General features: G+C 47.0%; 13 protein-coding genes. 6 read left to right on the top strand and 7 right to left on the bottom strand.

Features of this window, described 5'->3' with window-relative positions:
• Positions 1 to 24 precede the first annotated feature (24 nt).
• The 7 genes from IKG78_RS09015 to IKG78_RS08985 all read right to left on the bottom strand — a co-directional run bounded on the left by IKG78_RS09015 (position 25) and on the right by IKG78_RS08985 (position 7,501).
• The gene (locus tag IKG78_RS09015; protein ID WP_290942529.1) at positions 25 to 501 is read right to left on the bottom strand and encodes a hypothetical protein; all 477 of its coding nucleotides are present in this window, start codon (positions 499 to 501) and stop codon (positions 25 to 27) included.
• Between the two features lie 358 nt (positions 502 to 859).
• Positions 860 to 2,374 carry an RNA-binding domain-containing protein gene (locus tag IKG78_RS09010; RefSeq protein ID WP_290942527.1) on the bottom strand — a complete coding sequence of 505 codons (1,515 nt, stop codon included), beginning with the start codon at positions 2,372 to 2,374 and terminating at the stop codon, positions 860 to 862.
• A gap of 153 nt (positions 2,375 to 2,527) precedes the next feature.
• Entirely contained in the window at positions 2,528 to 3,439 is a 912-nt protein-coding gene (locus IKG78_RS09005) for a cysteine synthase family protein (protein WP_290942524.1), read from the bottom strand.
• A gap of 1 nt (position 3,440) precedes the next feature.
• The gene (locus IKG78_RS09000) at positions 3,441 to 4,601 is read right to left on the bottom strand and encodes a PLP-dependent aspartate aminotransferase family protein (RefSeq protein WP_290942522.1); all 1,161 of its coding nucleotides are present in this window, start codon (positions 4,599 to 4,601) and stop codon (positions 3,441 to 3,443) included.
• 299 nt (positions 4,602 to 4,900) lie between these two features.
• Positions 4,901 to 5,743, bottom strand: a complete 843-nt coding sequence (locus tag IKG78_RS08995) for an SAM-dependent methyltransferase (RefSeq protein ID WP_290942520.1) — start codon at positions 5,741 to 5,743, stop codon at positions 4,901 to 4,903.
• A gap of 476 nt (positions 5,744 to 6,219) precedes the next feature.
• On the bottom strand, positions 6,220 to 6,636 hold the full coding sequence (locus IKG78_RS08990; protein WP_290942518.1) for a NifB/NifX family molybdenum-iron cluster-binding protein: 417 nt from the start codon (positions 6,634 to 6,636) through the stop codon (positions 6,220 to 6,222).
• On the bottom strand, positions 6,629 to 7,501 hold the full coding sequence (locus tag IKG78_RS08985) for a radical SAM protein (RefSeq protein ID WP_290942516.1): 873 nt from the start codon (positions 7,499 to 7,501) through the stop codon (positions 6,629 to 6,631). Before IKG78_RS08985 ends, IKG78_RS08990 begins: the two co-directional genes overlap by 8 nt.
• Positions 7,502 to 8,090: 589 nt before the next feature.
• Here IKG78_RS08985 and IKG78_RS08980 point away from each other — a divergent pair.
• The 6 genes from IKG78_RS08980 (at position 8,091) to IKG78_RS08955 (ending at position 15,066) form a co-directional block, all read left to right on the top strand.
• Complete coding sequence (locus tag IKG78_RS08980) at positions 8,091 to 8,414, top strand: hypothetical protein (RefSeq protein WP_290942514.1); 324 nt, start codon at positions 8,091 to 8,093, stop codon at positions 8,412 to 8,414.
• A 94-nt stretch (positions 8,415 to 8,508) separates the two neighbouring features.
• Positions 8,509 to 9,345: an ABC transporter ATP-binding protein gene (locus IKG78_RS08975; protein WP_290942512.1), complete on the top strand. Its 837-nt coding sequence runs from the start codon at positions 8,509 to 8,511 to the stop codon at positions 9,343 to 9,345.
• Entirely contained in the window at positions 9,332 to 10,135 is an 804-nt protein-coding gene (locus IKG78_RS08970; protein ID WP_290942510.1) for an ABC transporter permease, read from the top strand. Before IKG78_RS08975 ends, IKG78_RS08970 begins: the two co-directional genes overlap by 14 nt.
• Entirely contained in the window at positions 10,132 to 11,802 is a 1,671-nt protein-coding gene (locus IKG78_RS08965) for an ATPase, T2SS/T4P/T4SS family (protein WP_290942507.1), read from the top strand. The genes IKG78_RS08970 and IKG78_RS08965 overlap by 4 nt, the downstream gene beginning before the upstream one ends.
• Positions 11,803 to 11,813: 11 nt before the next feature.
• Positions 11,814 to 12,821, top strand: a complete 1,008-nt coding sequence (locus IKG78_RS08960) for an ATPase, T2SS/T4P/T4SS family (RefSeq protein ID WP_290942505.1) — start codon at positions 11,814 to 11,816, stop codon at positions 12,819 to 12,821.
• A complete protein-coding gene (locus IKG78_RS08955; protein WP_290942503.1) occupies positions 12,793 to 15,066 on the top strand; it encodes a patatin-like phospholipase family protein in 2,274 nt (757 codons plus the stop codon). The genes IKG78_RS08960 and IKG78_RS08955 overlap by 29 nt, the downstream gene beginning before the upstream one ends.
• Positions 15,067 to 15,406: the final 340 nt, after the last annotated feature.

Raw genomic sequence — 15,406 nt, 5'->3', positions numbered from 1 at the left:
GGTTTTCTTTTTTGATTTGCACTTTTATGGAATTGTATAATAATCAAGAATCAGGTCAACCGCACTTGCATCCTTGAGGATTCTGTTTTCGTAGTGCTTTCGACTTATTTGCGCTTGCACCTTCGCTATTCTTTCTTTTTCTTCATATTTCTGTCGATACCAAGCATCCGTCATTAAAGGCGTGCGGTGAACTTCTATTTCGGGCATTGGCTCTGGTTCGTTTCTTTTTTCAAAGTCCTTGAGATCCAGATACGACGAAATCCTTAGGCGATTTTGAGACGACAAACCCATGGCCGTAGCATAGACTTTTGCGTCTTGAATGATTCCGGCACCACGATTAATCCCTATAGAATCAAGATTATCCGGAATATAAGAGAAACCCAAGAAATAAACTCTCTGTGCTTTTTTCAAGAATTCTTGATACTTTTCTTTTTCAGATTCATCGCGATTCAAACGCTTTTCCCAGACCGTTTCCATACCCTTCGCAATTTCTTGATACATACCATTCTCTACAGCACCAAAAGGAATTTTCTCAAGAGGGCCGATGAAACCATTGACATGGTATATTCGCATTTCTTTTATGAAGGAATGAGTGTCTGCATCTGCATATTGTTTGGCGACTTATAATGCGCAATACACCGATTGTCCTATAAAAATACTACCAAGTTACGGCATGCACGACCGGTTCCTATTCATAGACAATATAGCTTACCATTTTGGCGCATCTCTGAAAGATTTAGGCACAAACACATTTTTCTTCAGCAAAGAAGATTTCACATTAGACGAAGTGTTAAAAAAATCTGAGGAAAAACGGCAAATGTTGGAAGCGAACTCCTAGAAATCCTATTTTTCGCACAATTCATCTTTCATCCAGAAATTCCCAGAAGCCTCCATTGGATGGTCCTTGGTGAACTACGATATTTTTCATATTCGCTAAATTTTTCAACACAGCTCTTTTGGTAATTCCTAGTAACCTCGCAATCTGTTCTGTTGTCAACTCAGGATTCTTCCTCAAAATTTTTTCTATTTCAAGCGATGTTTTAGAGCGTTTCTTTGGTGAACTTTTTGGTGAACTTTTTGGTGAACTTTCGGACATATTCAGCACCACGGTGTCACCGCAGCCTTCGTGGACAGGGATGAACAGGTTGATATAGTCGCGTTCGTCATTAGTCTCGATGATTGCTCGTGGCGAGCCGTTCTTTTTTAATTCGCGCTGGATGGTCGGGATACCGGTCGAGCGCCCTTCGGTCAATTCCAGTTCCTTCAAGAAATCGCCAAGACGACGGTTGCGGTAACGTCTGGAAATAAGCCTGTCGCCCGCAGTAATGGCATCTTTGGGAATGGTGCTGTTTGGTCCCGGGAAATTAAGGATGTGAATTCCTTCGGGTTCGATTGAAATTTCTACCGGTTCGTACTGCTGGTAATCGCGGTGGTAAAGTGCGTTTACGACAGCTTCTTCCAAAGCTCGAATGGGATAGTTGAAAAAACGCAGGCTTTCGGGGACATCTTTCTGCTTTATGACATATTCGCGGATGAGCGTGTTCTTCAGATAGGTCAAGGCTCCGTTTACCTGCTGTGGTACGCTTCCGTAAATGGTTGTTTCGCTGAAATTGTCTGGCCCGTTGATGCGCCCTTCTGGGAAAATAACAATGTCGGTCTGTGCGTACTTGAAAAATTTTTCAGGGTGTTCGCAGAACATCATTGCGGCTACATTCTTGAGCATCCTGTTTTCGGTCGGTCCTGTCATCAAGTCCATCTGCTCAAGGGTCCGTTCGAGCGGCTGCGTAAAAAGGTCTTGTTCCAATCTGCTTTTGACCTTTGCTAGGTAATCGCGAAGCAACACCATTGAAATGTCTGCCAAAGTAATGTTCGGATTAGGACGTTCGTCAAAAGGAACGCGGTTTGCCATATCTCGCAACTGATCGAGCGATTCGCCTTTTGCTACGATCGAACTCGTACCTGAGCGGATATAGTAAGCCTTATCGCATTTGCCTTTGAGCGTAACATCGGTAGAAACCGCGTAAGGCCTATTTACGCCACTGGGCACCCAAATAGCAATGACGCTTTTTCCATCAATAGATTCGACGGATGTTCGCGGCAAGTAGTAGGGGTCAATCTTGTTGTTGAAGCCAACCATGTCTTTCAATATTCCATCGATTTTTTCGACTTCAATGCCCACGATAGGTCGTTTTGCCAATCCTTTTTCGTCTTGTTCCACACCGACGAGAATATAGCCTCCGCCAAGGTTGTCGAAATCGTTAGCGAACGCACAAATAGAATGATAAATAGAAGTCGGGTTCCAACCTTTCTTGAACTCGATTCGTTCGCTTTCAATTTTTTGCTTGTTCAGAAGCGTTTCTATATCTACAGGCATTGACATGATATAGATAATATAAATAAAAGCCGATATAGAGTCAAGCCGACCATCAAATGCGATTCTTTTGTTGAATTTTCGCCCCAAAAAAATCCCCTGATGCATTAAACATCAGGGGCTTTTTCTCGAACTATCTGTTAAACAAACTTTTATCTACTCATACAATCCCTTGCTGAAATATCGGTCGCCGCGGTCAGGCGCTACAAAGACAATGTTTCCGCGTGCACCCGAAGCAATCAGCTTCTTGGCCGCCGCGAATGCTGCTCCCGTCGAAGAGCCTGCAAAAATTCCCTCTTTTTGAGCAAGTTCACGGGAGCCGCCAAAGGCGTCATCGTCGTTAATTTTGATAACGCTATCAACAAGCGACATGTCCATGGTATCTGCGATAAAATCATTCCCGATTCCTTCGATATTGTAATCGCCATGTTCGCCGCCACCCATTGTAGAGCCTACAGGGTCGGCGAGTATGCCCCGGATTTTCGGATTGCGGTCCTTGAGAGCCTTGAGAATGCCGCTGTATGTGCCGCCGCTCCCTGCGCCTGCCACAACGTAATCTACATGACCATCGAGATCGTCATAAATTTCCGGTCCCGTTGTTTCGTAATGGGCACGCGGATTCGCCATGTTATGGAATTGCCTAAGCGATATGGAATTCGGAATCTGCTTGAGCAACTCCTCCGCTTTCTTTTCGGCGCCAAGCATCCCTTCTTCACGCGGTGTGTTGATGAGTTCTGCGCCAAGGGCGCGCAGAAGCGTTTGCTTTTCTTGCGAGAATTTGGTTGGCACCACGAAAATCACACGCACGCCACGGTTGAGTGCTGCAAATGCAATTCCAAGTCCAGTGTTGCCTGCGGTCGCTTCGATAATCGTTCCACCGGGTTTGAGCGTCCCTTTGGCGAACGCGTCTTCGACCATGTAAAGCCCTGCGCGGTCCTTGACGCTTCCCGATGGGTTCCATAGTTCAAGCTTTACAAACAAATTTACACCTTCGGGCACTCCGACATGAGTAAGCTTAACAAGCGGAGTTTTTCCAATCAAAGATTGCATCGATTCGTAGTAATGCATATTAAGCCTCCTTGGCCGCGTTAATGGCGTTGTTTACATCTGCGATGATGTCTTCCACTTTTTCGATGCCTACAGACAAGCGAATCAGTCCGTCGGTAATGCCCACTTTTTCGCGAATATCCTTTGGAATAGATGCGTGCGTCATTGTGGCCGGGTGGCATACAAGGCTTTCGACACCACCCAAACTTTCAGCAAGCGACACAAGCGTCAATGCCTTGAAAAATTTCTTGATGTCGTAATTTTCGCGGAGTTCAAACGAAATCATCGCGCCGCCATTTTTAGCTTGCTTCTTGTTGATTTCATAACCTTGTGCGGTCGGGAGTCCCGGATAATAAACGTGCTTTACCGCTTCGTGCTTTTCGAGATAGCGTGCGATGGTTTCGGCATTTTCAGTATGACGGTCCAAACGAACGCCGAGCGTCTTGATGCCACGAATCAAGAGGAAAGAATCAAACGGTCCAAGCACAGCTCCCACCGCATTCTGATTGAATGCGAGGCGTTCTGCAATTTTCTTGTTGTTGGTCACTGCAAGGCCTGCCACTACATCGCTATGACCACCAAGATACTTTGTCGCGCTGTGCACCACGATGTCGGCGCCAAGTTCCAGCGGACGCTGCAAATAAGGCGTCATGAACGTGTTATCGACAATTGTCAAGATATTATGCTTCTTTGCGATTGCTGCAACCCCCGCCAAATCCGTCACCGTAAGGAGCGGGTTCGCCGGGCTTTCGACAAAGAACGCTTTCACATCGGGCGTAATTTTCGATTCGAGCGTTTTTAAATTGGTGGTATCCTCGATGGAATAAGAAATGCCGAGATTCTTGAATACTTTGTCAAGAACGCGGAACGTGCCGCCATAGACGTTACTCGAAATGATGATGCGGTCACCCTGCTTAAAAAGCGAAAGAACCGTCGATGTCGCGGCCATGCCGCTTGCAAACGCAAAACCTGCAACGCCGCCTTCGAGTTCTGCAATCAGCGATTCAAGCGCCGCACGAGTCGGGTTCCCTGTGCGGGAATATTCCCAGCCCGAGTTTTCGCCAAGACCGGATTGCTTGTAGGTGGAAGTCTGATAGATAGGGACATTTACAGCTCCTGTTACCTTGTCACCATCAATGCCGCCGTGAATGAGTTTTGTTTCGATATAATTGGAATTTGACATAAGATAAAAATCTCCTATGACGCTATTAAGAGCTAGCGCCTTTGTAGTTTAAAATTTGTTTGAATAAAAAATCCCGCTACGGAACGTAAAACCGAGCGGGAATCTGTTTAAAAGAATAGCCTAAAAACTAGATGCCCGTTCGACATCGACAACAACACACAAGATTCAAGCTATTGAAAAGAAAATTCATTTTTTATTTCCTATTGTTTTCGTAGGGTTAATTTAGGTAAAAACATTCGCTTTGGCAAGAGATTTGTTTATACTATTTTTCTAAAGCTGGCAATAAAGATTTTCTATAATCACCTTACCGCTGCGACCAATCGCACAGAATCAAAAGCGTTGAGGTGGCCCTTCATAAAATAACGCTGCTGCAACGCTTTTTCACCGAGAAATTCATCAACCTTGAAACCGTTACGTTCAAGTACATCGAAGACTTCACGGTCGCGATAGCCATCCGCCATCGTCTCGCCGCAATCGGCAACGATTTTTTTCAACTGTAAAACAGAATCCGAAAACGCCTCTTTTTGCAGGTAATCAAAGACAATCGAAATTCCCGTCGATGCAATTTCCGAGAACTGACGAATCGTCTCGGCAAATACCGGCAACGGCAAATAATATGAGACGCCCAATATGCTGACAACTGTAGGCTTTTTACGGTCAAAACCATTTTCAACAAGCTTATCTACAATGCGATCCTTGCTGAAATCCACCGCGACAAAATGGACATTCTTCGAAACATTCCATTGGAGTTCACGAATGCGTTTTTTCTTGTAGCTTTGCGTCGGCAACAAATCCAATTCGAAAACTTCGACATTCGGATTTTTATTGCGGAATGAGAACGTATCGACACCCGCTCCGCAAATCACGTATTGAATTTTACCCGATTGCGCTTGAAGTTTCACGCGGTCTTCCGCAAAGCGGCTTCGCGAAAGTACAATTGGGAGGAAATATTTTCGATTGAAAAACTCCACCGAATTTTCCGATTCCTGCGGAAAGCGTTTTAAGATAAAGTTTGAGACTTTATCGTACTCTTCTCGCCCCATAAAGTCCAACGCCAAAAAGTCATTGAAAACGGTATGGTTTGGTTGTGATGAATGCCAGGCACGAGCGAATGCGCACAATTTTGCCGTTAAACTTTCCATTATTTTATTTCCTAAAAATTTTTGAGTTGCGGGCAAAAAGCCCATAAAAAAGCCCGTGCAGGATATCCTTACACGGGCGAGAAAATTATTCAATACCGCAATAAGCGCCCGTCAACATCGGTCGCTCGAACAACAAAATCTGGCAAATTGAATACTCATTTAATTTCCTATTGAATTAGTAGGTATAAATATAAAACCAAAATTATTTTTCGTCAAGTTGTTTTTTTAAATTTTTAGACTGTAATTAAACGCTTTCCGATATCATTGTAATTAGTCATTCTCCGTAGGAGAATCCATACAGTTTATAAACGCAATTAGATCAGTATGGATTCCCTCCCTTCGGTCGAGAATGACAGCAGAGCCGAGTGATGCAGAAACATGCTTGCATGTTTCTATATCCAAGGCGAACAAGTCATGCGTAAACGCAATGACAGTCTATTATGTAATTTAAATATCTAATCGTTAATGATAAATATTTAAACGCTAGAATTCTGCGCCCCCTTAATTTTCGAAAGGCGCTCGGCAATTTTTTTACGGTATATATTTATTTTGCCTATAGCTTCTGCGATGGGGAGCGCGATATCAAAAGCACGTACGTTAAAGCGTGCCAATGATTGAATCGCCTGTGGGCCTAGCTGTTGACAAAGTACATAATCCAAATCTGCAAGATTTTTTGCAGCGGCAAACATCGACGAATGTTCTACCTCTTGCCGCCCGCATGCTCCATCTCCGCACGAGCCATCGCAATGCTCCGGCTTCACGCGGACTTCAACCTTTTCGAATTTTCCGCTCACATCATCGACTTCGTAAATGTCAAAAGCTGCCGCATGTCCAAAATGGACATTGACATTCACGCCATCATTCGTGGCAACTGCTACTTTGTATTTAGCCATGAGAGAAAGTCTCCTTTACACGGATGCGATCCATGTAGATTTGTGCACCGACATCATAAACACCGGGGACGCCAACAGCGTCGGCACGGCAATGGGCACAATGTTTGAAAACGTTGATGAAAACGCCCGCCTGTTCCTGGGCAATTGCAAGAGCCTTCGGACTCGGGGCCGGAATATCCTTGAATCCGTTCTGCGGAATCAACGGAATGATGTTGTATATAATCGCGCCCGCTTCACGCACCGTCGCGGCAACATCTTCGATATGCTTGTCATTGATACCGGGGCAGAGAACCGTATTCACCTTGATAAGCGTTCCGCTCTTGGCAACTTTGCGGATGCCTTCGAGCTGGTTGTGAATCAAGATTTCAGCGGCTTCGACGCCTGTATAGGTCTTGCCGTGGTAAAAAATTCTCGCATTGATCATTGCCTCGATTTCAGGGTCAACGGCATTCACTGTAACCGTTAGCGTATCAATGCCCACGTCAATGACTTCATCAGCCTTGTCATTTAGCAAAAGCCCATTTGTACTCATGCAACGAATCAACTGCGGAAATTCTTTTTTCACCAAGCGGAAAGTGTCTAGTGCAAAAGGCGTCGCGAGCGTATCGCCTGGCCCTGCAATCCCCACCGTAGTAAGTTCCGGCACAAATTCCAATGCCTTGCGAATGTATCCGCATGCTTCTTCGGGCTTGATGACTTTACTTGTATTCCCCGGAACTTGTGCGTCTTCGTTAATGCGGCGGTCGCAAAAACGGCACTCGATGTTGCAACCCGGAGCGACGGGCAAATGGATGCGTCCTTTACGATTCTTACACGCACCGAAACAGGGATGCTCTCTAAAAACATTTTCTTGATCAATAGCCATAAAACCTCACAAGGCAATAGAATCGATAGACCGCGAAGGAGAATTCCTGCGTGGCTAAACTTCCGGCGTGCCGGTCTAGTTTATTTGAAAAATTGAACGGTTACCTAGCGTTCTGTAGTGTGTTTAGTTCTTTTACTTCTCTGTCGAAGAAGTACGGGCAAAATTTAAAAAGCGTAATAGGTAAATGCAATGTGGAACGCGGGGCAAAAATCAAAAAATTTGATTTTCATAGGATTGCGATAGATTAGAGTTGAATGGTGCTATAAAAAGTTTTTATAACAGCGCGAGAAAAAATAAAAAAGTAGTCGAAACGGGCTGAAAAATATTGAAAAAGAGTTGACTCAAATTCTAAACTTGTTCTTGCCAACTATCTCTAAGCAACCTACCTCGCGAGGGGTAGGTTTTTTGCTGTATTTTAGACTTTTTTCCTTAATTTTCTATAAATATCATTTTTTTATGCGATTCAGCGGCGTTTGAGGCGAAAAAAGGGTGATATTCTAGCGGCGGCCCGTCTTTTTTTTTTATAAATATATATTTTCAAAAATGCGAGTGCCGTGCGTGTTGTGCGGCACCATTTTGAGGATTTTGGATGAAAAAACTTGTGATTGTCTCTTGGGTGCTCAAAGCGCTAGGTATTGTACTTGTACTTTTGATGCTTTTCGGGCACGAAATCGTCTTGAATTTGTTTCCCGGTCTTGAAGGAATGTCCATCAATCCGTTTTTCTACGCGGGGATTGTATTTTATGCAGCCGGTGCTGTTATTTACTTTTTTGTCAACAAGAAAGAAAAAGCAGAACGTCGCCGTCGCGAAATAGAGGAATCTTACAAGGCGGCTGGGTTTGATGATTCTGACGACGAGAGCGGCGACGAATCCGATGTAGAATCTGTAGGTGAAAATTCAAACGAAAAGTGATGTGTGTATGAGTGATTTGATGATAGAAATTGAGCATTTGCACAAGACTTACCGCAGCGGCTTTACCATGAAGCCGAAGCTTGCGCTCTAGGATGTGAGCTTCAAGGTGGAACCAGGTCAAGTGTATGGTTTTATTGGGCCTAACGGGGCTGGCAAATCGACCACGATCAAGGTCTTGACGGGGCTTTTGACGTTCGAATCGGGCAAGGTGCTCGTGAACGGGATTAGCCCGCGCGATGTAAAGAGTCGCGAGTATATCGGTTACTCGCCGGAGCAGCCGTATTTTTACGATTACCTTTCGGGGCGTGAGCTTCTGCGTTTTTACGGCAAGCTCGTAGGACTCAAGGGTGTGGAACTTGAATCCCGCATTGGCTGGGCGCTTGAACTTTTGCATGCGAACAAGGACTGGATCGACCGCCGCTTGCGTTCGTACTCCAAGGGCATGATGCAGCGCGTGGGCATCGCCCAGGCAATACTTGGAAAGCCGAAACTTTTGATTCTCGACGAACCGATGAGCGGTCTTGACCCGATGGGCCGCCGTGACGTGCGCGAGGCTATCCAGCAGCTCAACCGCGACGGCGTGACGATTTTCTATTCGAGCCACTTGCTCTCTGATGTGGAATCGATCAGCCATAAAGTCGCGATGATTGTCGATGGAAAAATCGTACGTGAAGGAACCGTCGATGAAATCACGGAATCGTGCGGAGTCGAGTACCACGTGCGGACACGTCAGGCGATTCTTGCAGCGGACTTGCCGCAAGGTGTCGCTCTCACGGGGCATCCGCAGGAATTTATCTGTTCTGACGATGCGGCTCGTGATCGCTTGCTGGGTTTCTGCCTTTCGAATGGAATCGCTGTAGAAAAGATGGACCACAAGCGTCCGAGTCTTGAAGATATTTTGACGGAGGAAATTGCCCGTGCAGACGCTTAATCATATCGGCATTATTGCTCTCAATACGTTCCGCGAATCCATTCGCGATAAGATTTTGTATAACATTGGCTTTTTGGCGATTGCGCTTACGCTTTTCAGCATTGTGCTTGGCGAATGGTCGGTGTTTGACCGGTCTTACGTCATCAAATCGACTACGCTTTCGGTGATGAGCCTTTCGGGGCTCCTGATTTCGATTTTCGTGGGCATTAGCCTTGTGCAAAAAGAAATCCAGCGGCGCACGGTGCTTACGCTTTTGTCGAAACCCATTAGCCGCGTGGCGTTTATCGTCGGCAAGTACTTTGGACTTTTGGCGGTGGTCATCGTTCATTTGTGCTTGCTCACGGCGATTTACTATTGCATTTTGTGGGTGACGAATTCAGGCCCGACGCTTAGCCTTTTGACCGCTATTTACTTGATATTCTGCGAAATGGCGGTCATCATTGCGGTGGCTCTTTTGTTCAGCAGTTTTAGCAGCACTATCCTTTCGGCACTCTTTACGCTGGGCGTTTATTTTGCAGGGCACTTGAGTGACCAGCTTTTGGAACAGGTCCGCTTTGCTAGCCGCATGGGCGAACTGCACAGCACATCGTCTGCAATTCTTGAAAAGGCGGCGGTCGTGATCCATGCTGTGTTTCCTGGACTTTATCGGTATAACGTGACGAACTATGTTGTCCATGGCGTTGCTCTCCCAGATATGTATTTGTTCTGGAATTCTATTTATGCACTGGGTTACATCGGTGTATTTTTGGGCGTTGCAAGCTGGTGGTTCAGTAGGAGGGATTTCTTATGAGAAACCAGTATATTGCAAAGGTTCTCGTTCACAATAAAGTTGTGACGGAAGATGTAATCAAGGCTCATTGGGGCAAAATTACCGATTCGATGGATATCGGGCAGGTTCTCGTTAAAGCGGGAATACTGAAAGAATCCATGTATGCGAAGGTGCTCGCGTTTGTGCAGAACCTTGAAGCGAAAAACGCGAAGCCGGCGGGTGGTTCGGCAGCTTCTGCATCTGCGGGTGCTCCTGCGAGTTCCACGGCCTCCACGAGCGCATCGTCTGCATCGAAACCCGCATCGACTCCGGCAGTCTCGGCTACGGCAGCGAAACCTGCGCCTATTCCCGCTCCTGTGGCGAAAACAGCTCCTGCGGCTCCGCCTCCTGAAGAGGAACCTGCGATTCGAATTGAAGGCAATAGCAGCCTTTATGGTGAGGCTTCCAGCTCGGTTGTTGTGACGGAGAAGGTCGCTGGGCTTGAAATGACAAGCATGGCGAATGTCCAGGTACCCGTTGAAAGCGAAGTTGATGATAAGGAAACTGAAGAGGGCGAGTTGCCGTCGCAATTCGCGGTCGCTACCGGTGATGGTGAAGCCGTTGAGGCGCCCGATGTTTTGCATCCGATTATGTCGCTTGCAAAAATCATCGCCTACGCCCGCAAATTCAACGTTACGGATATTTATTTATATGCGGGTCGTCAGATTGTCATGCGTCAGTCGGGCAATCTGTTTGTCGCATCTGAAAAAGTTCTTGAAAAGACGCATTTGATGGACCGCTTGTCCGAAATAGCAAGCGGTATTACGGACGGTTACAAGATGGTCGTCGGTCGCAATTTTAGTAGGACGATAGGGCTTCCCGGTGTTGGCCGTGCGCGCGTTTCCGTAACATGGAACGATGTCACGCCAAGCATTTCCATCCGCATTATTCCGATGGAATCTATTGCTCTGGAGAGCCTTTACTTGCCTGAATTCTGCAACCAGTTTGCATCGCTGAATAACGGTCTTGTTTTGATTGCAGGCCCTTCGGAGAGTGGACGCTCTACGACGATGACTGCTTTTGCCGAGTGCATTGCCGCCAATAGGCAAGTGTTTATCCAGACGGTCGAAAAGCCGATTGAACGGTTGCTTGTGAACCCGAACGGCTCTATCGCCCAACGCGAAGTCGGTTTGCATGTCCATTCCGGTATCGCAGGAATCGAACTTGCAATTCGCACGGGTGCCGACGTGATTCTCTTTGACCATTTGGAAACGATGGATGAGCTTTCGCTTTTGATGCAGGCTTCGAACGCTGGTGCATTGGTGTTTGCCGTGGCGAGTGGAACCAATATCCATGCCTTGCTGTCTCGTCTCCTCATGTCTGTGCCAAGCGATAATCGAAATGCTTTTGCGTGCTCGCTTGCGGACCAGCTCAAGGGCGTTATTGTGCAGCATTTGATTCCCGTGGTCGATAACCAGGGCCTTGTGCTTGCGACGGAGGCGATGAAGGTGACATCTACGATTGCAGGGATGATCCGCAAAGGCGATGTTTCGCAGATTGTTTCTGCGATTACCGGTCAAAAAGATCAGGGCATTACATTGGATGAATCTTTGCAAATGTGCGTGGATTCGGGTTACATTGAAGGTATCGAAGCGTGGAAGCGTGCAAACGATAGTAGGCGCTTTGCTTCTTATCGCAAGGCTAAATAGCGGGGATCGTCATGGCTTCAGAAATTGAATCTCTTTTGGAATATGCTCTGAACATCGGGGCGAGTGACTTGATTGTGACCGAAGGGGCTCCGTCGTCGGTTCGCTTTGCGGGGCATGTTTGCGCTATTCCCGAATCGTCTGCGCTTCCATTCGGCTCTTTGCTTGAATTTTTGGGTTCGCTCGATGGCGAAGCGGGTACGTTTATCGGCGGTCCGTGGCTCAATACGAAATGGCGTGTGAAGTACTTCCGCGAGGCTTTAGGTAATGCGGCGATTTTCCGCCCGCTCATGCCGGAATGTCCGGATATCGGGTCTTTGGGGATGCCTCCCTCGTGTGATAACTTGCTGGGGCTGAATTCCGGACTAGTCGTTTTCGCGGGACCCGTCTGTTCTGGAAAGACGGTCTCGGCGACGTCTTATGTATCGGCGATGTGTTCGTCTCGCCTTTTGCGATTCTGCAATTTGGACGCTAGGCACGAGTTGCCCGTGAATACTGGGGAAAGCCTTGTGCTTGTCAATACCGTGGGCTCGACTTCCGAAAAACTGGAGCAGGGGCTTCGTAGTGGTACGGATTTGTTCTGGGTCGGTGGTTTTGACCCTTCTACATTGATTCCTTTATTGCGAGCCGCCGAAGCGGGCGCTTTGGTCGTCGTGAACGTGACGGCAGGTAATGCGGTAGGTGTGATTGATACGCTTCTATCGGCTTCGTCTTCGGAAAATCGCGACCTTGCACGGACGATGCTTGCTGCGGCTCTCAAGGCGGTGGTTGTCCAGAGGTTGCTGCCTGCGGCTACAGAAGGCGGCGGTGCCGTTCCGGCTTGGGAAATCCTTTATAATTCGCAAAATGTGGCTGCTCATATTCGTAGTGGCGATCATTTCAAGCTTCCGTCCATTATGGCCGCTTCTGCTTCGGAAGGCATGCTGTTGATGGATAACAGTATTGCAGAACTTGTTCGTGCTGGCTATGTGACTGCCGAAGAGGCTGGTAGGTATGTTTCCAATCCCGCTCGGCTGGCTTAAAAGAACGTTTCTTTTGACGGTGGCGGTATCGGCCTCCTTGTATGTGGCGCCTGTGCGGGCGGCATTGTCCGTTGATGAGTCCCTTTTGGGGGCGATGCAGCTGGAACCGGATTCCGTACAGAAAAAGAACGTCAAATCCGTGCTTTACCTTGGTGGTGGAGAACGTTCTCCGTGGTTCCATTTGGGAGCGTTGTATGCATTGGAAGAATACAAGGTTCCTGTCGATTCTATTGTGGCGACGTCGTGGGGCGCTTGGATGGGGGCTTTGTGGGCGCTTGGCGTGTCTATTGACGATATCCAGCGGCTGATGATGGACCCTGCAATTATTGATTTTGTGGGGACCAATTCGATTCATGCAAAAACGGAACACGATGCGTTTGCTTTACCGATTTCTGTGAACGGTATTCCGTCGTTTCGCCAGAGGTTCTCGTTTTATGCAGATACGGCAGGGAACGTTTATCGCAGCATGCATGCGATTGTTCCTGATACGTTGTCCATAGAACGTTCGCTTTCGCGTCTTCGGTTCGAAGAATCCCTTTACCGTGAGCGGGGGGCCTATCAGATTCCTTTTACGCTTGTCACTTGCGATAGCGTCAATGTCAATCCGACATATGCGGATATTATAGCATCGCTTCCGCTTCCGGGAAATGAAATGTCCGGAGAACTTTGTCCGTACTTGGCGTTGCCGCAGTCTAGGGATTCGAATGATGTAAACGAAAATCCGTTGATTGTTGTCGCAGATCCTGTTCGCTATGTGGCGGAAGGGAGCGCCGAAATCCGTACAATCAAGAATAAGGTTTTGTCAAGTCTTGGCGATGTCGCGGGAGTGTTTATCAGGACGCATTCCCTCCGCGATTCGTCTCGCAATGCTGCTATTCAGGCGGGATTTTCTGCCGTGGAGCAAAGCTTGCGTAAAATAGTTCCGCTGCTAGAACGTCGTACAGACTACTCTGAAAAGCAAAAGTCAAAACCTTGGCTGACTTTTAATCCTGTTTTCGATAGCGTTTCTGCTGAACATCATGCTGCCGTGGCTTCGTATTGGAATCGGGAAGATTCGGGCTTTGCCGCTCCGTCGCATTTTGCTTATTCGATTACGGCTAAAGCTCCGTACGATACGGTTTCTTTTAACATGCAGCCCGATGGCGATTTGCTTATTGGTGTGGGTGTGCATCCGACGGTTGATGTTGCTGCGGGCGGGTTTGGCTCGAATGTGATTGGTGCGAATGCATACGGCGAAGCCTCGCTGTATTATGTGAACCAGATGGAAATTTATTTGAAACTTGCCGGTTTTTATGGCTCGTCTTCTTTCGGTTTCCGCCCTCGTCTTGAAATTACGAACTTGATCAGTCGTCGCTGGATATTCAGTTTTGGGTATGATTTGATGAAACTTCGTTATTTGAAATCGTTCGAGAAGGATTATGTTCCAGAAGAAAATCGCTTCGAGTTTGAACAACGGAATGACTTTTTCTTGTCTGCAAAATATGCGCTTGATAAGATGCAGTCTATCGAAGTCAAATTTTTATTTGGCAATCGCGAATTTGAATTGTCGCCGAGTGCAATTCCTAGAGCGGACCTCTTTGACGAAAATATAAATACGGATGACCATTATGAGACGACTCCCATGACGCAAATCGTCCGTTATTCTTTGTTGAATGGAGATGAAAATCCTTGGTTTGCCTTGAATGGCTATGCTGCAAATGCAAGTATCGGCATGAACTTGATTGGGAGCGGATACCACCAGAGAGGCCCGATTTATGGAATTTTCGCGTTGGATGGCCGTTATTCTGTTTCTCCGGTTCGCAAGGCTGCATTGACTGTAGGGGCTTCAATGGGGGTTGATTCGTACCGCGATGATGGCCGTTTCAAGTTTCCCAAAACGTTTGACAATGTTGCAATGGAAGACCGTTTCCGCATGCATGTGGCGGCTACGCCGTGGTTGGAGGATTATTTGGATCCTGAACTTTCGACGCATGGATATGCGATGCTTCGTGTAAACGGAACCATTCAACACCGTGGCTTTGAAGCATGGCTTTCGTTTGCGTATGTGCATGATTATGAAAATAAAAAGACCGCGAAGCTAGGTGCCGATAAATTTGTCTTTGAACCTGCAATCCGTTATAAATATCGCTCGTTTACCGTTTATTTGGGCGTGAACCGTATTGTCGATTTGGACACCTTCGGCGATTTGAAACGATTCAAGGATTATAGATACTTTATTCGAATCGGCGACTATAGCTTATTCTAGACGAAAGAACGCCCACTGCGTGGGCTACAGACGAGAGACTAGAGAGGTATTTAGGTATGAGCTATGGGGCCGCTCGTAAACTCGCTTTGAGCACGCTTCGCTTTGAGCAATAGCCCATACCCCAAATCTTCACTGGATACTAGTTCTGTCACTCTGGAGCCGAAGGCGATAGAGTCCAAAAAAGAGGAAGAATCGTCTTTTGGATCCTATCGGTCGCGAAGCTCCCTCCAGGATGACGCTTTCTGCCTACAGCCTACAAACCTCTAGAATTCACTGGATCCTTCACTGTCGTTCAGGATGACGCTCTCTTCCTACTGTCTACTTCCTACCGCCTACTTCC

Source organism: Fibrobacter sp., from assembly GCF_017545445.1.
GTDB lineage: Bacteria > Fibrobacterota > Fibrobacteria > Fibrobacterales > Fibrobacteraceae > Fibrobacter.
Note: the sequence above shows the minus strand (reverse complement) of the source record. Positions and strands in the feature narration are given on the sequence as shown.